This window comes from Paenibacillus sp. LC231 (assembly GCF_001860525.1).
Lineage (GTDB): Bacteria > Bacillota > Bacilli > Paenibacillales > Paenibacillaceae > Paenibacillus_AQ.
In genome coordinates this window covers 423,577-442,904 of record NZ_JFOM01000026.1, presented here as the reverse complement: position 1 = coordinate 442,904, position 19,328 = coordinate 423,577, and the positions used below count along the sequence as shown (strand labels likewise).

The 19,328-nt window shown below is 50.2% G+C and carries 21 protein-coding genes; 16 read left to right on the top strand and 5 right to left on the bottom strand.

Annotation, left to right across the window (positions count from 1 at the left end; genetic code table 11):
- Positions 1-10: 10 nt before the first annotated feature.
- The 7 genes from AK95_RS19125 to AK95_RS19095 all read left to right on the top strand — a co-directional run bounded on the left by AK95_RS19125 (position 11) and on the right by AK95_RS19095 (position 6,403).
- Positions 11-1,402 carry a relaxase/mobilization nuclease domain-containing protein gene (locus AK95_RS19125; RefSeq protein ID WP_038693797.1) on the top strand — a complete coding sequence of 464 codons (1,392 nt, stop codon included), beginning with the start codon at positions 11-13 and terminating at the stop codon, positions 1,400-1,402.
- The gene (locus AK95_RS19120; protein ID WP_071221480.1) at positions 1,344-2,303 is read left to right on the top strand and encodes a PcfB family protein; all 960 of its coding nucleotides are present in this window, start codon (positions 1,344-1,346) and stop codon (positions 2,301-2,303) included. The genes AK95_RS19125 and AK95_RS19120 overlap by 59 nt, the downstream gene beginning before the upstream one ends.
- Positions 2,300-3,202, top strand: a complete 903-nt coding sequence (locus AK95_RS19115) for a hypothetical protein (RefSeq protein ID WP_038693800.1) — start codon at positions 2,300-2,302, stop codon at positions 3,200-3,202. Before AK95_RS19120 ends, AK95_RS19115 begins: the two co-directional genes overlap by 4 nt.
- A gap of 43 nt (positions 3,203-3,245) precedes the next feature.
- On the top strand, positions 3,246-3,437 hold the full coding sequence (locus tag AK95_RS19110) for a hypothetical protein (RefSeq protein WP_038693802.1): 192 nt from the start codon (positions 3,246-3,248) through the stop codon (positions 3,435-3,437).
- A complete protein-coding gene (locus AK95_RS19105) occupies positions 3,424-5,193 on the top strand; it encodes a VirD4-like conjugal transfer protein, CD1115 family (RefSeq protein WP_071221479.1) in 1,770 nt (589 codons plus the stop codon). The genes AK95_RS19110 and AK95_RS19105 overlap by 14 nt, the downstream gene beginning before the upstream one ends.
- Entirely contained in the window at positions 5,193-5,498 is a 306-nt protein-coding gene (locus AK95_RS19100; protein ID WP_038693806.1) for a hypothetical protein, read from the top strand. The genes AK95_RS19105 and AK95_RS19100 overlap by 1 nt, the downstream gene beginning before the upstream one ends.
- Positions 5,499-5,563: 65 nt before the next feature.
- Entirely contained in the window at positions 5,564-6,403 is an 840-nt protein-coding gene (locus AK95_RS19095; protein ID WP_038693807.1) for a VirB6/TrbL-like conjugal transfer protein, CD1112 family, read from the top strand.
- A gap of 42 nt (positions 6,404-6,445) precedes the next feature.
- Here AK95_RS19095 and AK95_RS19090 read toward each other — a convergent pair whose 3' ends face one another.
- On the bottom strand, positions 6,446-6,697 hold the full coding sequence (locus AK95_RS19090) for a helix-turn-helix domain-containing protein (RefSeq protein ID WP_038693809.1): 252 nt from the start codon (positions 6,695-6,697) through the stop codon (positions 6,446-6,448).
- A 165-nt stretch (positions 6,698-6,862) separates the two neighbouring features.
- On the opposite strand from AK95_RS19090, the gene AK95_RS19085 reads away from it, so the two are divergent.
- From AK95_RS19085 to AK95_RS19070, 4 genes are read left to right on the top strand one after another with little or no spacing between them, the layout of a single operon-like run.
- The gene (locus AK95_RS19085) at positions 6,863-7,042 is read left to right on the top strand and encodes a hypothetical protein (RefSeq protein ID WP_038693811.1); all 180 of its coding nucleotides are present in this window, start codon (positions 6,863-6,865) and stop codon (positions 7,040-7,042) included.
- Between the two features lie 32 nt (positions 7,043-7,074).
- Complete coding sequence (locus tag AK95_RS34880; RefSeq protein ID WP_038693813.1) at positions 7,075-7,410, top strand: hypothetical protein; 336 nt, start codon at positions 7,075-7,077, stop codon at positions 7,408-7,410.
- Between the two features lie 48 nt (positions 7,411-7,458).
- Positions 7,459-7,824: a PrgI family protein gene (locus tag AK95_RS19075; RefSeq protein ID WP_038693815.1), complete on the top strand. Its 366-nt coding sequence runs from the start codon at positions 7,459-7,461 to the stop codon at positions 7,822-7,824.
- Positions 7,817-10,147 carry a VirB4-like conjugal transfer ATPase, CD1110 family gene (locus tag AK95_RS19070; protein WP_038693817.1) on the top strand — a complete coding sequence of 777 codons (2,331 nt, stop codon included), beginning with the start codon at positions 7,817-7,819 and terminating at the stop codon, positions 10,145-10,147. Before AK95_RS19075 ends, AK95_RS19070 begins: the two co-directional genes overlap by 8 nt.
- 350 nt (positions 10,148-10,497) lie before the next feature.
- Here AK95_RS19070 and AK95_RS19065 read toward each other — a convergent pair whose 3' ends face one another.
- A complete protein-coding gene (locus tag AK95_RS19065; RefSeq protein ID WP_038700137.1) occupies positions 10,498-11,088 on the bottom strand; it encodes a cupin domain-containing protein in 591 nt (196 codons plus the stop codon).
- Positions 11,089-11,504: 416 nt separating this feature from the next.
- Here AK95_RS19065 and AK95_RS19060 point away from each other — a divergent pair, with 416 nt between their 5' ends.
- Genes AK95_RS19060 through AK95_RS19050 form a run of 3 tightly spaced genes read left to right on the top strand, consistent with a single transcriptional unit; the run spans position 11,505 to position 13,585 of the window.
- Positions 11,505-12,704 (top strand): chromate transporter, encoded by a 1,200-nt coding sequence (locus AK95_RS19060; RefSeq protein WP_038693819.1) that lies wholly within the window; start codon positions 11,505-11,507, stop codon positions 12,702-12,704.
- A gap of 9 nt (positions 12,705-12,713) precedes the next feature.
- Positions 12,714-13,139 (top strand): Chromate resistance protein ChrB, encoded by a 426-nt coding sequence (locus AK95_RS19055; RefSeq protein WP_038693821.1) that lies wholly within the window; start codon positions 12,714-12,716, stop codon positions 13,137-13,139.
- Between the two features lie 2 nt (positions 13,140-13,141).
- Positions 13,142-13,585, top strand: coding sequence for a chromate resistance protein ChrB domain-containing protein (locus tag AK95_RS19050; RefSeq protein ID WP_071221478.1), 444 nt, complete (start codon positions 13,142-13,144; stop codon positions 13,583-13,585).
- A gap of 66 nt (positions 13,586-13,651) precedes the next feature.
- On the opposite strand, the gene AK95_RS19045 is transcribed toward AK95_RS19050, so the two are convergent.
- Genes AK95_RS19045 through AK95_RS19035 form a run of 3 tightly spaced genes read right to left on the bottom strand, consistent with a single transcriptional unit; the run spans position 13,652 to position 17,450 of the window.
- Positions 13,652-14,818: a Ger(x)C family spore germination protein gene (locus AK95_RS19045; RefSeq protein ID WP_071221477.1), complete on the bottom strand. Its 1,167-nt coding sequence runs from the start codon at positions 14,816-14,818 to the stop codon at positions 13,652-13,654.
- Entirely contained in the window at positions 14,815-16,380 is a 1,566-nt protein-coding gene (locus AK95_RS19040; protein ID WP_235613155.1) for a spore germination protein, read from the bottom strand. Before AK95_RS19040 ends, AK95_RS19045 begins: the two co-directional genes overlap by 4 nt.
- Complete coding sequence (locus AK95_RS19035) at positions 16,377-17,450, bottom strand: endospore germination permease (protein WP_071221475.1); 1,074 nt, start codon at positions 17,448-17,450, stop codon at positions 16,377-16,379. The genes AK95_RS19040 and AK95_RS19035 overlap by 4 nt, the downstream gene beginning before the upstream one ends.
- 327 nt (positions 17,451-17,777) lie before the next feature.
- On the opposite strand from AK95_RS19035, the gene AK95_RS19030 reads away from it, so the two are divergent.
- Together AK95_RS19030 and AK95_RS19025 are read left to right on the top strand one after the other, a co-directional pair.
- Positions 17,778-18,152 carry a Na-translocating system protein MpsC family protein gene (locus AK95_RS19030; RefSeq protein WP_201259402.1) on the top strand — a complete coding sequence of 125 codons (375 nt, stop codon included), beginning with the start codon at positions 17,778-17,780 and terminating at the stop codon, positions 18,150-18,152.
- Positions 18,153-18,265: 113 nt separating this feature from the next.
- Complete coding sequence (locus AK95_RS19025) at positions 18,266-19,261, top strand: sodium-dependent bicarbonate transport family permease (RefSeq protein WP_071221473.1); 996 nt, start codon at positions 18,266-18,268, stop codon at positions 19,259-19,261.
- Positions 19,262-19,328: the final 67 nt, after the last annotated feature.

Sequence of the window (19,328 nt, the reverse complement as noted above, 5' to 3'; positions counted from 1 at the left end):
CACAGCACACATGGCGACAACCGCAATATGGGACGTTACCGACCGCCTCAAGCGCGTGCTGGATTACGCGACTAATCCTGAAAAGACTGATGAAAGGCGCGTCGAGAATGAGGGTTTGCAGCAGGTGCTCGCCTATACCAGCGCGGATGCCAAAACGGAAAGGCAGCTTTACGTGAGCGGGATCAATTGCGATCCTCTTACCGCTTATGAGCAAATGCAGCGAACCAAACGACAATTTCAAAAGACCGATGGCATTGTGGCTTTTCACGGGTATCAGGCGTTTGCACCGGGCGAAACGACGCCGGAAATGGCGCATGCCATTGGCGTCAAGCTGGCGCGGGAGCTATGGGGAGAGCGCTTTGAGGTCATTGTATCGACCCATTTGGACAAGGAGCATTTGCACAATCATTTCGTACTTAATGCGGTGTCGTTTCTGGACGGTAAGCGCTACTACGATAACAAAGCCTCTTACGCTCTTATGCGGCAAACATCCGATCGACTGTGCCGGGAGCATGCCTTATCGGTGATCGAGCAGCCGGAACCGGGCAAGACCAAGCATTATGGCGAGTGGCGAGCGGAACAGGAAAACAAGCCGACCTGGCGCGGCTTGATTCGCGAGGACATCGACGCCGCTATCGTCGCTGCCATGACGATGACGCAATTCTTCGCGATCCTTCAAAAGCAGGGTTATGAAATGAAGTCGACCGTAAAGCATTTGGCTGTACGCCCGCCGGGCAAAGAGCGGTTTGTTCGATTGCGCAGTCTTGGCGACGAATACACGGAGCATGCGATAAAGCAACGCATTCTGCAAAACCAGTTACCGCAGCGTCAGCCACCAGTGCCGTTGCCGCGGCGCAGGCGAGCCGTCATCGTTCGCAGCACCCTACACATCGGACGTAGATTTAGTGGTCTGCAAGCCTTGTATCTGCGTTACTTATTCAAGATGGGTATTCTACCCCGTTCCCGCGTGTCCCTCAAACGGACGTCTTTTTTATTGCGTGAAGACTTGCGACACCTGACGGCCATCACGGAGCAAACCAAGCTGTTATGTCGCCATCGCATTTCCAGTACGGCGCAATTGACAGCTTATCATGCTGGGCTGCAAGCGGAGTTGAAACAAGGATACGGCTCCCGCAAAATACTGTACAACCGGCTTCGCCGCTGCCAACATCCCGAGCAAATCGAGTCGTATAAATCGCAAATCGCCGAGCTTTCCCGTCAGCTTGCGAAGCTCCGAAAGGAGGTGAGGCTTTGTACGGGCATTCTTGCCCGATCCGACGAACTGGTAAACAAGCTGCAACGTAACGAGGAAGACCAATCGACACGAAGGGAGGCAAATGTCCATGAGCAGCGGAACCGAGGCGGCCGATCAGGTCGTCAGCATGAGTCTCCGTGGCATTGAAGTCATGGCGAAAATTTCCGGCGAAGGCGCGAAGCATCTGGCCGTTTATTTGTTCGCCGCCCTGCAAGGGCAAAAGCGAACAAGAGGCCGCATTCGTCTGGAAAGCTTGCTGCGCAGCGGCAAGGAACTGAAGGTGTTTGCAGTACGAAATGAAGACTTGCCGACTTTTTGCAAAGAAGCTAAGCGGTATGGTGTCCTCTATTGCGCGCTGCGTGACAAGAAAAATGTGGACGGGCTGTGCGACGTAATGGTGCGGGCCGAGGATGCGTCCAAGATCAACCGGATCGTTGAGCGCTTCAAGCTGGCGACCGTAGATACGGCCAGTATCAAGCAGGAGATTGTGAAGTCCCGCAGCGAGAAGCAGTCGGACGAGAGTAAAGGGGCGGTGCAAGAGCTGGAGCAAGTCTTGGCAGGGCCCGAGGGTGGGACCAGCGAATCTCCGGCATCAAACGAGGGGGCAGTGAACGAAGATTTTTTGGACGAACTGCTGGGAAAGCCCGAACCGCCGGAGGGGGTTCCTCCGGTAAACGAGCAGCAGGGAACCGATCATCCGGCGGCCGAGGAGCGGGAGGCCGAGCGAACGGAACCGGATCGTCCGCTTCCCCTCCCGCCGACACAGGAGGAGAGGACAACGGAACAGTCCTCTCCGTCCGCGCCTACCTCCGGGCGCAGCGCGGCATACGAAAAGGTTACGATTAACCCCGAAAAGCCAAAGGAAAAAGTGTCCGTCCGCCAATTGCTGCGTGAAATTCGGGAGGAAAACCGGGCAGCAGAGACAAGACGGCGGCAACGGGAGCAGGAGCCGCCGTTGCCTAAGCGCAGAGATCGCGGGAAGGCGGCGTCCAGCAGTAAAGCGTCCGTCCCGACGACAGGGAGTCGAAAGCGAGGGAAATCGAAATGAGCGAACTGGACGAGTTATTCCAGCCTCAAGTCACTACTACCTCCGCTCAGCGTGAGCAGCCGTTCGACAAAGAAGCGTGGGCGCAAAAAAAGCAAGAACTGCGGCAGTGGACGTATGAGACGATTGACGCTACCACAGCCGCCATTGCGCAAAACGGCGAACAATTTCAGCATTATCTGGACGTACAAAGCCGTTTTGATCTCTACAGCGTCGCTAATGCGCTGCTTATTCTGGTGCAGCGCCCGGATGCCACCCGCATTGCCGATTTTGATAGCTGGAAGGAACAAGGCGTCTATATCCGTCGCAAGGAAACCGGCTTTTACATCATGGAGCCAGGTGAGGAATACAAGCGGGAAGATGGGAGTACCGCGATCAGCTACAACCCCAAGAAGATGTTCGACGTTGCGCAAACAACCGCGCAGAAAAAGGAGCCGCCAATCTACCCGGATGATCGCACACGCATAAAGGCGTTGATGGACCGCTCACCTGTGCCGATTACGATTGGAGATGCCCTGCCTGCGGAAGTACATGCGCTTTATCAGCCGGATACGCGAAACATCGTGATACGCCGTGGACTTGGGGCCGGTGATATTTTTCGAGCACTCGCACAGGAACTGGTGCATGCGGAAATCGATCGCGGCCATAACAACTACAGCCGTTCTGATACTAACTTTCAAGCTTACTGCGCCGCGTATATGCTTAGCAAAAAGTTTGGCGTCGAGACGGCTTCCTTTCGCTTTGGCCGGGTGTCCGAACGGCTCAAGGATATGGAGCCGCAGCAAATCCGCGCCGAGCTGACGGTGATGAAGGATGCGGCGCACGACATTTCCCGTCGTATGCACCGTATGCTGGCCCAGCAGCGGCAGCAGCAACCGAGTCGAAGCGATTCGGCCCGTTAATGGCGCATGGAGCTACCTTCATTTTTTCTTGGGAGGAAGGACGATGAAAGAGGAAGAACGTATTCTGAGCATGGATCATTACGAGCATGGCATTGTCATCAACGCCTTGAATGCGCTGCGCAACGATTTGATCGGCAAGCAGCGGTCGACCGATCCTGTTGACGATTTACTGCTGAAAGCGATTGACGCCCCATATCGAAAGATAAAGCGCCGGAGTCATCATGCGGCGCGCTGAAACCGCAAGGAGTAATCTTTTACTCTTTGTGGTTTTTTATATTCCGGTCGTATGGGCGGCGCTGCTTGCCGCTCCTGCTTTGTCCAAGGGATTACCCGTACTTCTGCTGTATCTCAGCGAAGCGATCTATCATCCCTTTCAGATTCAATGGGCCGATGATACGCCACGAAGCTTGTTGCTGTTTACGCTCATTTACGCCGTTTCGGTCGGCATCTATTTGGCGTCGCCGCGCAACTATCGGCGGCGCGAAGAGCACGGCAGCGCGCGATGGGGCAAAGCCAGACAGATTCATTCAAAATACCGAAGCAAACAGCCGGAGCAAAACAAAATATTGACACAGCAGGTTCGCATCGGCTTGGACGGCCGCAAGCACCGCCGAAACCTGAACGTTCTCGTCGTGGGCGGCTCCGGGTCCGGCAAAACGCGGTTTTACGCCAAGCCGAACGTGATGCAGGCGCATACGTCCTTTGTCGTGCTCGATCCCAAGGGCGAGATTTTGCGCGATACCGGGCATCTGCTCAAGTCCAAAGGCTACGATATCAAGGTGCTGGACCTAATCAATCCGCACCGTTCGCATGGCTACAATCCCTTTGCCTATTTGCAAGACGACAAGGACGTTCTCAAACTGGTCACCAATCTAATTCGCAATACGACACCGAAGGGCAGTAATACAAACGACCCCTTTTGGGAGCGTTCCGAGACAGCTTTGCTGGAAGCGCTTGTGCTGTACCTTCTATATGAAGCGCCGCCCGAGGAGCAAAATTTCCCAATGGTCATGGAAATGATTGCTGCTGCGGAGGTGCGGGAGGAGGACGAAACGTACCAAAGCCCGCTCGACGAGTTGTTTGAAAGGCTGGCCATGCGCGACCCGGAGCATTTGGCCGTCAAGCAGTACAACATTTTTAAGTTGGCGGCGGGGAAAACGGCTAAATCGATATTGATTGGTCTCGGCGTTCGGTTAGAGAAGTTCAACCTGCATACGATTGTGGGGATAAGCATGGTCGACGAAATGGAATTGTCCGTTATGGGTGAGAAGAAGACGGCGATGTTTGCCGTCATTCCCGATAACGACAGTAGTTTCAACTTCATTGTCGGCATGCTGTATACGCAGCTTTTTCAATGCCTGATGTACGAGGCGGACTATCGGCATGGCGGACGTCTCCCGATTCATGTTCACTTTGTCATGGACGAGTTCGCCAATGTGGCGCTTCCCGACGAATTTGATAAGCTGCTCTCCACGATGCGCAGCCGGGAAATTTCCGTCTCCATCATTTTGCAAAATTTAGCGCAGCTCAAGGCGCTGTACAAGGACGCATGGGAATCGATTGTGGGCAACTGCGATGAATTTTTGTACTTGGGCGGCAACGAACAGTCCACCCACAAATACGTCTCCGAGTTGCTCGGCAAGGAAACGATTGACACCAATACCTACGGCCAGAGCAAGGGGCGAAGCGGCAGTTATTCGATCAATTACCAGCAGTCAGGCCGTGAATTGCTCACGCCTGATGAGGTGAGGTTGCTGGATAACCGCTATGCCCTGCTCTTTATCCGTGGCGAACGTCCAGTCCAGGACGACAAATATGATTTGCTAAGGCATCCCCACGTCTCGCTCACGACAGATGGCAACGGTCTTCCCTACCAGCATGGCGGAACGGAACAGGCTCTGGATTGGCGATCCGTGTTCCTCCATGAAAACGGGGATTACGAGCTTCTGTCGGAAGAAGAAGTGGAGGCGCTATTTTTACGAGGGGAATGATGAACTTGAAATTCAAAATGAAACGGCTGCTGGCCCTGTACGTCATGCTGATCTTAACGGGAACCGTATTCATCTCTACCGCTTATGCAGAGGGCGATCCGATGACGACAATCAACAACCTATCCACCTTCATATTCGGTTTAATCCGTGCGATCGGCATGATTATTCTCGGTTTTGGCATTGTTCAGATTGGGTTGTCGCTAAAGTCTCATGACCCGTCCCAGCGTGCAAACGGGTTTCTGACGCTCGCTGGAGGGGTCATTATTACGTTTACGAAGGAAATTCTTACCCTGATTGCCGGATGAGCTTGAAGCTTTGCATAAGGGGGCGGACGATTCGTCTGTTCCCCGTTTACGGAAGGGGTGAGAATATGGCAAAAAACAGTTGGGTTATCGACAATCTCGAAAATGCCTTGGATACCTGGAACGATAAGATGAATGAAATCTGGCACCTTGTTACCCAATCGCCAGTGGATTTCAAGGGCGGCGGCGTATGGCGTGTGATTATCGATATTCACGGTGCGCTGCAAGCTACGGGACTGGCGCTTTTGGTCTTGTTTTTTGTGATTGGCGTTGTGAAGATGACCGGCAGTTTTGCGGAAGTGAAAAAGCCGGAGATGGCCGTAAAGCTGTTTATCCGCTTTGTGCTAGCGAAAGCGGTCGTAACCTATGGGCTGGAGTTGATGATGGCTCTATTTACGATTGTACAGGGGATCATCTCGACGATGATGGGACGTTCCGGGTTCGGAACGTCAGAGGCAATGGCCTTGCCGGATACGATTGCGCAAGCGATTGAAGACGTTGGCTTCTGGCAAAGCATTCCGCTGTGGATCGTCACCATTCTTGGTAGTCTGTTCATTACAGTACTATCCTTTGTGATGATCCTTTCGGTGTATGGGCGCTTTTTCCGTATCTATTTATATACGGCAATTGCCCCCGTTCCGCTGTCCGCATTCGCGGGGGAGCCAAGCCAAAACATCGGCAAGTCGTTCCTGAAAGGATACGCGGCAGCTTGTCTGGAAGGCGCGATTATTGTACTGGCGTGCATCATCTACTCCGCCTTCGCCACCGCTCCCCCGGCTGTCGATGAGGGGGCAGGTGCGGTCACAATGGTATGGACCTATATCGGGGAACTCATTTTCAACATGCTCGTTCTCGTCGGTACGGTGAAAATGGCGGATCGCATCGTGCGCGAAATGATGGGACTGTAACGCCGCAACACCTTCGCGCATCTTCTTCATTCGTTGATTGGCTTATTCCGACGCTTCGCCCAGCAGTTCTCGCACAGACACGTCCAGCGCTTTGGCGATCGCCACGACTTCGTAATCTTGGACAAGTCGGTATTGCCCTTCCAGCCGTGACAGACTGGTCGGGCTGATATCGAGCCCCACCGTTTGCAATCTGGCGAGAAATTCTTTCTGTTTCATCTTCTTCGCTTTGCGAAGGGCGACGACACGGGTTCCGATTATATTTTTGTCGCCCGGCGGTTCTTTACGATGCTTCATGGACATGCACCCACCTTACAAGCCAAATTGTACGTGAGTGCATCGTTGTTTTAATGCGAAACTCGAATTAAAATAAAATAAACCGATTTTCGCATTAAAATGGAGGGCATTCAACTTGTCAGTCATCGTAAGACACCACTCCACGCAGACATGGAGGGCTAACCGATGAATCGATTACTGGCGCAATTGGAAGCGGAACGCCGAAGATTAAACGAACTTGGGATCGAATCGTTAGAAAAAGGAATCCCTCTGGCTGAAAATGAGGCGGTTCAGGCGCAAAGCCGAACGATCGATCAATTGATCGTCCGACTGCATGAAAAGAACGCTGGACGCGGGCAGCATTAGCGATAACGCAGAGGCGAAGGAGGAAGAAGGCGATGGTATTCCCGTCTTGGTTTCAACAAGCGATTCAGCGGAGATTGGATCATGTCGCGGCTCAACTTGAAAGAGACCCCGAACTGAACATGTATCGCAAGGAAGAGAGTAGGGCTAATCAAGCGATGGTCGATTGTAGCGGCAACATGCCCCACCCGGTGTTTCTGGAATGGGAGGACAAGGCTCATTTAACACGGGCGATGGAAAATGAACGCATGTATTTGCAAGGCATGCGGGATGGCGCGCAACTGGTCATGGCGCTGCTGACCGATCCTCTTCCCGCCGATGAATCGCTCTCAACATCGAAAAAGTCGGCATCATGCAAATCGGAGGGCTAAGACAAGCGGCAGCCGAATCGGAACACCTCAAACGGAGGATGTGGTTAAATGGAAGTGAAAATTAACCGGGAAATCCGGGACTATACGGAAAGCTTGTTCTTCGGACTGTCCTTGCGGCAGTTCTTTTTTTCTGTTCTGGCGGTCGCCGCGGCGATTGGACTGTACTTCGGGCTGCGCAGTCATTTCGGGCTGGAAACGCTCAGTTGGATGTGCATTTTGGGAGCGGCCCCTTGTGCCGCGCTCGGATTTATCCGCTATCACGGTATGACGGCGGAGCAACTATTGTGGGCATATGTGAAGTCGGAGTTCCTGATGCCAAGGCGGCTCGTTTTCCGCTCGACCAACATGTACTACGAAGCGCTGAAAGGAAGACTGCACAAGCACGAGCAAGAAAGGATGAAGCGCAATGATTAAGACGCTCAAGCGCACCATGAAGCAGGACAAGGAACGATTCGTTATCCCGAAAAGCGTGCAACAAGCGATCCCGATTCGCGTCATCTGGCTGGACGGGATTTTTGCTGTCGGTAACAAATTCTCGAAGTCGTTCCGTTTCGCGGACATCAACTACGCTGTCGCATCGCGAGAGGACAAGGAGACGATGTTCCTCTCCTACTCCGAACTGCTCAATTCGTTTGACAGCGGCGCGACGACGAAGATTACGATTCACAATCGTCGGCTTAATCAGGCAGATGTGGAACGTTCTGTTTTCATTCCGCTCCAGCACGACGAGCTGGATGCGTATCGGCAAGAGTACAACGATATGTTACTGGGCAAAGCGACAGGCGGCAACACCAATGGAACGATTCAAGAGAAATACATCACCATTTCCGTCTTTAAAAAGAACGTGGATGAAGCCCGCCATTACTTCGCGCGGGTCGGCACGGAGTTGACTGCGCATTTCTCCCGTCTCGGTTCGAAATGTACCGAACTTGATGCGACTGACCGCCTGCGTATTCTGCATGACTTCTTTCGGATTGGCGAGGAAGCCGATTTTCGATTTGACATGCAGGAGATGATGCGCAAAGGGCACGACTTCAAAGATTATATTTGCCCGGACACGTTCGAGTTTGCAAAAGATCATTTTCGGATGGGCCATTACTACGGTCGGGTCATCTTTCTCCGCGATTACGCCAGCTACATCAAGGACAGCATGGTAGCCGAACTGTGCGACTTGAACCGCAACTTGCTGCTGTCGCTTGATGTCATCCCGATCCCGACTGATGAAGCTGTCCGCGAGGTGGAAAACCGCCTGCTCGGCGTGGAGACGAACATTACAAATTGGCAGCGGCGGCAAAATCGCAACAACAACTTTTCTGCTGTCGTCCCTTACGACATGGAGCAGCAGCGCAAAGAGAGCAAAGAATTTCTCAGCGACCTGACCACGCGCGACCAGCGGATGATGTTCGGACTACTTACGATGGTGCATGTCGCGGACAGTAAAGAACAACTCGATAGCGATACGGAGACATTGCTCACTACGGCCCGCAAGCATTTGTGCCAGTTTTCCACGCTCTCTTATCAGCAAATGGAAGGTCTGAATACGGTGCTGCCGTATGGGTTGCGAAAGGTTCATGCTTTGCGGACGCTCACGACCGAAAGTACGGCTGTCTTTATCCCGTTTCGGGCGCAGGAGATCATGCATCCAGACGGCATTTATTACGGGCAAAACGTCATCAGCAAAAATATGATCGTCGCCAATCGAAAGCAACTGCTGAACGGAAATAGTTTTATCCTTGGCGTATCCGGTTCCGGCAAGAGCTTCACCGCGAAGCGAGAAATCGTCAACCAGATACTGGCGAGCGATGACGACATCATCCTGATCGATCCGGAACGCGAGTATTCGGCGCTGGTGAATGCGCTGGGCGGCGAGACGATTCATATCTCAGCGACTTCGCCGAACCATATCAATGCGATGGATATGAACCGGGATTATGGCGACGGAGCCAATCCAATCATTCTTAAATCGGAATTCGTCCTATCGTTGTGCGAGCAGTTGATCGGAGGACATCAGCTTGGAGCCAAGGAGAAGTCGCTCATCGACCGCTGTACCGCTGCTGTGTACCGCAAGTATTTGCAGAGCAACTATAAGGGACAGCCGCCGACATTGCAGGATTTTCGCGCGGAACTGCTCAAGCAAGCAGAACCGGAGTCGCAGGACATCGCGCTAGCCATCGAACTGTTTACCTCTGGCAGTTTGAATACGTTCGCCAAGCCGACTAACGTCAATGTTCATAATCGGCTCATTTGCTACGATATTCTTGATCTTGGCAAACAGCTTCTTCCGATGGGCATGCTGGTGGTACTGGATAACATCCTGAATCGGATTTCGCAAAATCGTGCGAGAGGCAAAAATACGTTCATTTTCATCGACGAAATTTATCTATTGTTTCAACATGAATACAGCGCCAACTTTCTGTTCACGCTCTGGAAGCGAGTCCGAAAATATGGCGCTTTTTGTACGGGGATTACACAAAATGTGGACGACCTGCTGCAAAGTCATACGGCCCGCACCATGCTTGCGAATAGTGAATTTATTGTCATGCTGAATCAGGCCAGCACCGACCGGATGGAACTTGCAGAGCTTCTCAATATTTCCGACCCGCAACTCTCCTATATCACTAATGTTGACGCCGGGAATGGTCTGATGAAGGTCGGCAGTTCCCTTGTGCCATTTACTGACAAGTTTCCGCCACACACAAAATTGTATAGCTTAATGACAACGAAGCCTGGGGAGTAATCACAGCAGAAGGAGGCTGATTGCTGCAACAAGATCAGCCGCTTCTGCACTAAACCTTCTTCTCCGTCAGCAATAGGAGGAACGTCACGCTGAGTGGGCCTCAGCCCTTGATGTATAAGGGTTTCTGTGATAAAATTACCGCACTAATCTTTGACCAGTAACATCAAACCTTGACTTTTTCAACCCAACTTTCTTTACCTCACTAAACCTAAGATTAGCGCGGTAAATAGATTGACGCGGCTCGTGTTGGTGTGTCGACACTGAATGAATTAGGTTTACACGGATCTCAGCACATAGTGTTGATCGACGCTAGGAAGGACAATAAACCATCTGCGTCGACAGCTTAATTACTAACGTAGATGATCATGGGACGCCATTGCGTCCGCTTTCGCTGCATGAATGGTACCAAACGGATGCTCCGGGGGCGCATAAATGACGTAAACTTTTAACGACTTATCTCCGGTATTAGTTAGATTATGCCACTTTCCGGCAGGGATCATAATTGCATAATCATCAAAAGCAGTTGCTACGAAATCTAAACTATCTTTGGAATCCCCCATTTGAACGAGTGCTTGCCCCTCTTCGATTCGAATGAATTGGTCCGTAGCAGGATGTACCTCTAAACCTATGTCTCCCCCAACTGGAATGCTCATCACGGTGACTTGGAAATGTTCCCCTGTCCACAAAGCGGTACGGTACGTGTTGTTCTGTTTCGTTACTTGATCGATGTTGACTACAAACGGCTCTCTTCCGTGGTCCTTAATTACCTGACCATGCAACGAACCAAACCGCTCATAGCTATAGTAGGACGGATACAATGGCGGGTAACCCATAACGTAATATGTGTGAAATCGATAAGGCTGATAGGGTTGCCAAGGGTAATAAGGATACGATGGGCTTACGAAGGCTTGAGGCAAAGGTAAAGCATTCATCTTTTTCATTCCCTCCATAATTAAGTACTCCATCGTATGCCTAGTTCTAGGAGGCGGTACCTTGACCTAGGGGGAATGTACTTTGTTGTTGCCGCTCAGTTTCCCTGTCGGGGAACGAGCGGGTTGTTCTTACCAAGATTGGACGGTGACAGGAGACAATGAATGGCGAAAGCGAAAATAAAAGGAAGACGTTATGGGTTGCCGCCTCGTCTTCCTTCCACACAAAGCTTTCGCTCACAACAAGCGTGGTGGAAAAGCATACAAATGAATTCGACAGGATGAGCTCAAATCCATTGTTTCTATGCGGTTTTTTTGCGAGTATTCGAGCGCTCAGCAAACCCTAAATATCCAAGAAACTATTGCTCAAACACGCATTTCCATGTACAATGTAACCATTGTTACATTGATGCGGGGAGGCAAACTTCATGTCAGAATCGTCTTTGGAGAAAGGAGTACCACAAGAGGAAACAACCCCGTATACGCTTTGGCAGTTGGTATTGTATTTTCTGAAGCTGGGAACCATCGGTTTTGGCGGACCGGTTGCGCTCGTCGGGTATATGTTTCGCGATCTCGTTGAAAGGCGAAAATGGATATCGAACAATGATTATAAAGATGGACTCGCTCTTTCACAGCTTGCTCCCGGTCCTCTGGCCGCACAACTCGGGTTTTATCTTGGGTACGTTCATTACGGGGTATTAGGTGCGACTTTGGTCGGGCTCGCGTTTGTGCTGCCGTCTTTTCTGATGGTTGTCGCTCTTGGCTGGGCGTATCAGGCTTTTGGGGGATTGGCCTGGATGCAGGCTGTATTTTATGCGGTAGGCTCCAGCGTCATTGGGATTATTGCTTTTAGTGCGTATAAACTTACGAACAAGTCAGTCGGCAAGGATAAGCTGTTGTGGGCGATCTTTGTTATTGTGGCCGCATACACGGTTTGGACGGAATCGGAAGAGATTCTCATGTTCATCGGTGCCGGGTTGCTCTATTGGTTCATAAAATCGCCTCCGAAATGGGTCAACAAAACGAACGCATCCATTGCAGCCTTAGCATCAGATCCGGTTGGTCAAGTCGCCGCAGCAGCCGTGGCATCGGACTCGAGCACGCTATGGAATATACTCTTCTTCTTTGCGAAGGCGGGTGCATTCGTATTCGGCAGTGGACTGGCGATCGTGCCGTTCTTGTATTCCGGTGTCGTGAAGGAGCATCAATGGCTTACCGATAATCAGTTCCTTGATGCGGTGGCTGTGGCCATGATCACCCCGGGACCGGTTGTCATTACGACGGGTTTTATCGGTTATCTCATTGCAGGTTTCTCAGGCGCGTCTATCGCCGCGCTAGCAACGTTCCTTCCGGCGTACTTGCTGACGATCATCCCGGCTCCATTTTTCAAAAAATACGGAAAACGACCGGGAATCGCCCATTTTGTCACCGGCGTAACGGCAGCAGCGACTGGGGCCATTACGGGTGCTGTCATCGTACTTGGCAAACGTTCTATTGTAGACATTCCCACATTATTTTTCGCTGTGGCAGCGTTACTCCTTTTATGGCGGGTGAAAAAGGTATCCGAACCGGTCATTGTCCTAGGCGCGGCGATTCTTGGTTTAATCGTGTATCCACTTATGCATTGAGGTGATCGGATGAAGCAATGGGTGCTGCTAATTTATAAGATTCCGTCAAAACCTACATCCAGCCGTGTGTATATATGGCGAAAGTTAAAACGATTGGGCGCTGTTTTATGGCATGATGCTGTCTGGATTCTTCCAGCAACCCCTAAGACAATGGAACATCTTCAATGGCTTGCGGCGGAAATCATGGAGCTAAAAGGCGAAGCCCAAGTTTGGAAGGCCGATACTCTCTTATTTGGACAAGAAGAATCACTGATCCATCAGTTTAAAGAGCAAGCGGATGAAACTTACAAGGGTATTTTAGAGGAATTATCAAAGCCGGGAGCGGATTTTGCCGTTTTATCGCGAATGTATCAGCACGCAGTACAACAAGATTTTTTTCAATCCGAGGCAGGCAAGCAGGTTCGTGAATTACTACTGCAGGTACGAGGTGGTTAAGTATGAAATGGGTAACATGGGAAAATGTTGGTGTCGACCGTATGGCCTGCGCTTGGCTGATCAGGCGGTTTATTGATGAAAATGCTCAATTTCTCTTCGTTCCTGCGGGTTCCGACCAACTTCCGCAAGATGCTGAAGGGTTTGATATTCCCGGCACCCCATACAGTCATTACCGTGGCCATTGCAGCTTTCATACGTTGCTGCATTCGTTTGGTTTGAAAGATCCGGTCTTGCACCGACTCTCCCGAATTGTCGACGAAGCAGATACACTCCAAGAGATCATGCTAGAGCCGATTGCTGCCGGATTAGATGCAATATGCCAGGGATTAAGGATGACAAGTGACAATGATCATGAGGCGTTAGAGAAAGGATATATGATCTGCGAGGCCCTCTATGTACAACTGGCTGTTGAAGAACTTGACAACGAGGTAATGATCAAAGCCTAGCCTTTGTCTCTGCATCCTGGTAAAACGCTCCATGTGCTGCCGCTTTTGTTAGAAGCTGACTTCTGGTTATTTATCCTCATCTTTGCGTTTTTGCGGCACAAACTTATATTCACCCGTATCTTGGAAATGAATATTGATTTTCAAATGACGAATTGCGTCATTATGAAGCACGAACGCATGGTTATCGGCCATCTGTTGCCATACACGCGGATTGGATCGATACAAGGTATCTCCTAGGTTCAACACGTCGGTATGGATGCGGATACCTTCGCGAAGAACATGGAGGATTTGACCTTCCAAAAGTTTTGTATACCGTTCCATCAACTCATTTTCCGTCATTGCTTCGCGCAGTTCGACAAGATTCGCGTCCAATGTAATCGTCATGTCAAAGTAGGCTTTGTCCCTTTTCGCCTGAGGTCGAATATGGATGCGCGGTTTCTGAAACAGCATGACGGCGGAAATATCATCGTCGGACAGTAAAGCGACGGGATAGCTTTGCGTCTTTGGATTCACCCATTGCCAGCCCGTCAGATCGGTTCGACTGAGCCAGCCGTTCCATCGTTTCGTTTGGAACAGATCCGCGCCATCAATTTCCAAAACCTTCATGTTCTTATCGTTCTCTCTCCAGAGAGCGTTGTTTAATGTCAATGTCGGCAAATAACTTGACCTGGCCTTATCTTTTAATGAACGTATAAATTGATACAAGCGGACGGGGGAAATCGAGGAGCTTTGGCGATACTGTTCTTTCGGTTCATGCAACAGGGTGTAAAGCGGAGAAAATTTGAAAAAGGTTTGGGCTTTGAAGATATCTTCGATATTTTCTTTTGTGCTGAATATCCATGAATTGTACCGTATTTCTTTCTCGCGATTTGTAAACTCCAGAAATTCCAGATGTTTGTCTGCCTTCAATACATTGTCGGTAACAATGATCGTCGATACCTGTTCCCAAAAAAGCTGTTGTTGAGCTGCAGCTTGCAGTTTGTTGGCCGCATCCCAAGCGCTTTTCCCCGCCGCTTTCCCTACATATACGGTTGGTTTTTTTGTTTTTGCCTGCCCTTCCAATTTGGCTGCATCCGAAAAGTCTAACATCTGAGCATAAAGAACATACTCTCCATCCTTGTAGTCGGCTCCAATAGCCGTAACATAATGGATCGTTTGGATTTCTAACGAGCCCCAGCATCCTGTCGTCAGAAGCAAGCTCGCTCCCGCGACCAAGATTAAAATCGCCTTCATGATGAGTCCTCCTCTGCTTTCCGGGTTGAATCTTGCGTATTCACGGCATTCGGACGTTTCCGCCGCCAAGCCCATGGAAGATTGAACAGGGCTTGAGACAAGTCTGCCCTGTCCAGCGGCGACAAAGGAGATAAATAAGGCAATCCGAAAGACTGCAGGGTGGAAAGATAGGAAAGCAGCAATACCACTCCACAAAAAAAACCGTATAAACCGAAGGCGGCAGAAACAAAGAAAAGGCCAAACCGCAGTATACTGACCGTAGCATTCAACGAATGATTTGGCACCATAGAGCCGAACACATGGGTAACCGCGCCAATAACCAGAACACTGGGCGACATAAACCCTGCCCGAATCGCGGCGTCGCCAATAATCAATCCTCCTACGACAGTCATCGTTTGTCCTAACGAAGCAGGCAACCGCGCTCCCGCCTCACGAAAAGCTTCCAGGAAAATCAGCGTCAGAAACATTTCTTGAGCGACAGAGAATGGGAGGCCCAGCCGCTGCACCGCAATGGTAGCCAATAGCAACACAGGTATTTGTTCGATGTGAAAGCTTAGCAGCGCAGTCCACAGCGCGGGCAATAACAGAGCTATCAAAAGTCCGACGATTCTGAGCCCTCTTGCTACGGCAACGCTCAGTGCGGGGAAATGGATATCTTCCGCGGTCTTCAACAGTAAGAAGACGTCGGCCGGCGCAATCAGGGCGCTGGGCGTACCCTCCGTCAGAACGACGCAACGACCGCTAAGCAGCGAGACTACGGCGAAATCGGGCCGTCCTGTATAGGCCATCATCGGGAATATGGATTTCGGAGTCGAAAGCATTTCTTGCAGCTGCCCGGCGCTGTATATCCCATCATATTTGATACCCTGTAGTTTCGTTCGAAGGTTGTCAACCAGCGCCGCGTTCGCAACATCTTGCAAATAAAGCAATCCGATTCGGGTTTGCGTGCGCTGTCCGACTGTTACCTGTTCATAACATAAGGAGCCTGTTCTCATCCGCTTGCGAATTAAAGCGACATTGGTTGCAACCTCTTCCACAAAACCGTCTCTAGGACCTTTGACCGACACCTCGATACTGGATTCTTCCGGTTTTCGCTGAGGCGCCTTGGCCATATCCCATGCATACACGCGCTGTTGAACGGGCGTAAAAATAATGAGTTTTCCATCCAGCACATGCTGTACGATTTGCCGTCTCAACATCAGCCCGTCGCCCGTTACTTTCTCTAGCGGCAGCTCATCATTGCGGGTCATGGAGTCGTCATTGAAGCCTGTTGTTCTAAAGAGCCGCCTTAAACGCGGCAGAACGATGTCTTTCCATTCCTTTGGATCCGTCAACCCCTCGCAATAAAGCAACAAAACAGAGGAGCTCGGATTCTGCCTGTCACACAGGCAAGAAACAGATTTGACATCGGCGGAATGTTGAAATAAACCGGTGATCTCCTGTTCGGTCAAGCCTTGGTCATTTGCGCAAGCATCGTTGGAATGCCCGATTTGCTGTTCCGCAGGCAACGAAGCAGATGGATAAGACCGCTTTCGGAACCATTGCATCAACCAGTTCTTCATGAACCCCTCATCCTCCATCTTGAAATCCATGTTTTTCCCGCGAACAAGAAGGTGAGTCCGATCACCAGGACGAAGGTGGATGGGAAATACATCGTTTTTAGAAATTGCAAAAACCGCACGTCGCTTATCGGCGCCATTATGGCAATAAGCAGAGTTCCGGTCGCAAGCAGCAGAAGCGGCGTTCTGTTTTTCGGTTTCCACACATCCGCAATGATGAAGAGGGAAAGCGAAAGGCGAATGAATTCTCCGGATATCCACTGATAGATTGCAAAAACATCCAAATGCTCTATGTACTTTCCCAGTTCGAGAACACGCCACTGTTCAAATGCCGGATATCTCTGCAAAGCAGCTTCCTCTGCCCCATAAATCGAAATCGCTCCCATTAAAGGGCCTATTGTCAATCCGGCGAGCGAGAAAATCATGAACAGCACGCCGGCGAATGAAGGGCGATGGATCAGACGATGTTGCAAAAAAAGAAGAAGCACAAGCTCGAAAATTCCGCTCGCCGCATACAGGCTGCCCCGCCAAACGGGAGCGAATCCATCGGCAAGGAGGGGGAGAACCAGACTGTAGTCTTTATGCTTGAAGTTGAAGGACATCACAAAAAATCCGAGAATCACCACAAATGGCAGCAAAATACCCGACGTAATCGCGATGGAACGAAGGCCCCCGGTTGCAAGAAAGAAGCAGCAGGCTAATGCGAGAAGAGCAAGCACGTATCTGGGTGTATGCGGCATATAGGTCGAATGGGTCCATACAACGGAATAAAAGAAGGAAATATAACCCTGCAGCCATATGTAGATGCTGACTGCCACAAGGATAATGACGGATAAGGCTTTGCCGAAATGGTGCTGCAACCAATCACGGAACGGCTGTTGACCCTTGTGTTTCATGATATAGACTAGGCACGCCCCCCAAACAGGCAACAATGCCAATACCATCCCAACGGAGACTACAGCATCTCTTCCCGCTGCGTCCAACAATATGGGAATCAAGATCACATGATTGAGAAGGCCAATCGAAAGTAAAAGAATGGAGTAAACTTGCAACGCAGAAATATTATTTTGCATTTAATCGTCACCTCCCGATCATCGCCTGACATTTTGTCCATGAAATATGTAATTTTAATTTAACCATTCGAATCGAAAAAAATACAAAAAAAATGAATTGCCATTGACAGAGAGGAACGGAGTTACGTATACTAAATGTAAGGTTCAATCATAAAACGAACGATCTTCAAACCATTTTGCCGACTCGTTGCTTTCGCATGCTGTTATGTGCAATGAACAGGATGAAAAAGTAATTTCATTTTGCTAAATAAGTTGAAGATAAATCGGTATGTTCATTGGGATTACATTCGCCCATATGAAGTACCGTTTTTTATTGGAGGGATTGGAATGCTCCGTTCCATGTCAAAAGGGGAATTGGAAGACAAGATAAGCAGAATTTTAACGCAATGGGAGAAGGAATATTTGGGACGGGGGTCGGTATTGGTCAAAACGGACATCATGCGCAATATGATTATTGTGGGACTGAAAGGGATATTGACTCCCGCTGAGCAAAAATTGGCCGAGACCTCGGAGGGCATGCTGTCGGTGAAGCGAATCAGGGCGGATTTGGTTGAATCGGGAAGAGATCAGCTTGGAAAGATGATCCTTGAGTTGACAGGGGAACAAGTCGTCAGCTTCCACACCGATATCAGCACGCGTACGGGGGAAAGAGTAATGGTGTTCGTGCTCTCCGATAATCTGGAGAAGAAAATAATTGGATAATGCGTATTGGCAGATGAATCGAAAGATCCGAGAGGATCCGTTGAAGATAAGCCGGTAATTCAGGACACCCTGAAGTTACCGGTTATTTTCTTGTGAGGAGTTGAATTTGCATCATGTTCGATATTGTTGTCGGGAATTTATTGTCCCCCATTGTACTTTTTTTCGTATTGGGGCTGACCGCCGCATTTTTCAAGACCGATTTGAAATTTCCAAACGATCTAAGCGAAGCCCTCAGCATCTATTTGCTCATTGCCATCGGCGTCAAAGGGGGAATGGAATTGTCGCATTACTCGTTGGCGGTATTGGTGCGCCCCATTATGGGGGGAGTCATGCTTGGGATACTCATTCCTGTTGTAACCCTGTTGATTTTGTCAAGCAGATTTATGAAATTGGATTTAAAAAATTCTGTCGCCCTGGCAGCTACATACGGCTCCGTCAGCATTGTGACTTTTGGGGCGGCCCTTGCGTTTTTGGAAGAGAAAAGTATCGGGTATGACGGATTCATGAGCGCGCTGGTCGTCATCATGGAGAGCCCTGCTATCATTGTTTCGTTAATGCTCCTCAGGATTGCGGAGAGAAACACGTCACAAAAGGCATTGTCCTTGTATACCATCAAATCGCTGTTCGATAAATCAGTCTTGAAGGAAGGTCTCCTCGGAAAGAGTGTGTTCCTTCTGCTCGGGAGTTTGCTCATCGGGTTGGTCGTTGGGGAATCAGGCCAACCGCTGATCGAGTCCCTTTTTGTTGATTTATACCCCGGTATTTTAATGCTTTTTTTGTTGAACATGGGCATAATTGCCGGACACCGTCTCCCGGAAATAGGAAAACAGGGAGTCAGGCTGTTTCTTTTCGCTGTCATGATGCCCATTCTGTGGGGAAGCTTAGGAGTTTTGGCAGGTTCGCAAATCGGGTTGTCCGTCGGGAGCGCCACACTCATGGGAGTTTTGGCCGGAAGTTCATCGTATATAGCCGCGCCTGCGGCGATGAGAGGCGCCGTACCGGAAGCCAATCCGTCCATTTATTTGGGACTATCCCTTGGAGTTACGTTTCCTTTCAATTTAATTGCCGGGATACCCTTATATTATTATCTTGCTCAATGGATAAACTAAGCGGGGATCAAATCCATTTTTGTCAACGTCGCATGGTGCAGGCATACTGAATAAGGTTGGTGTCATT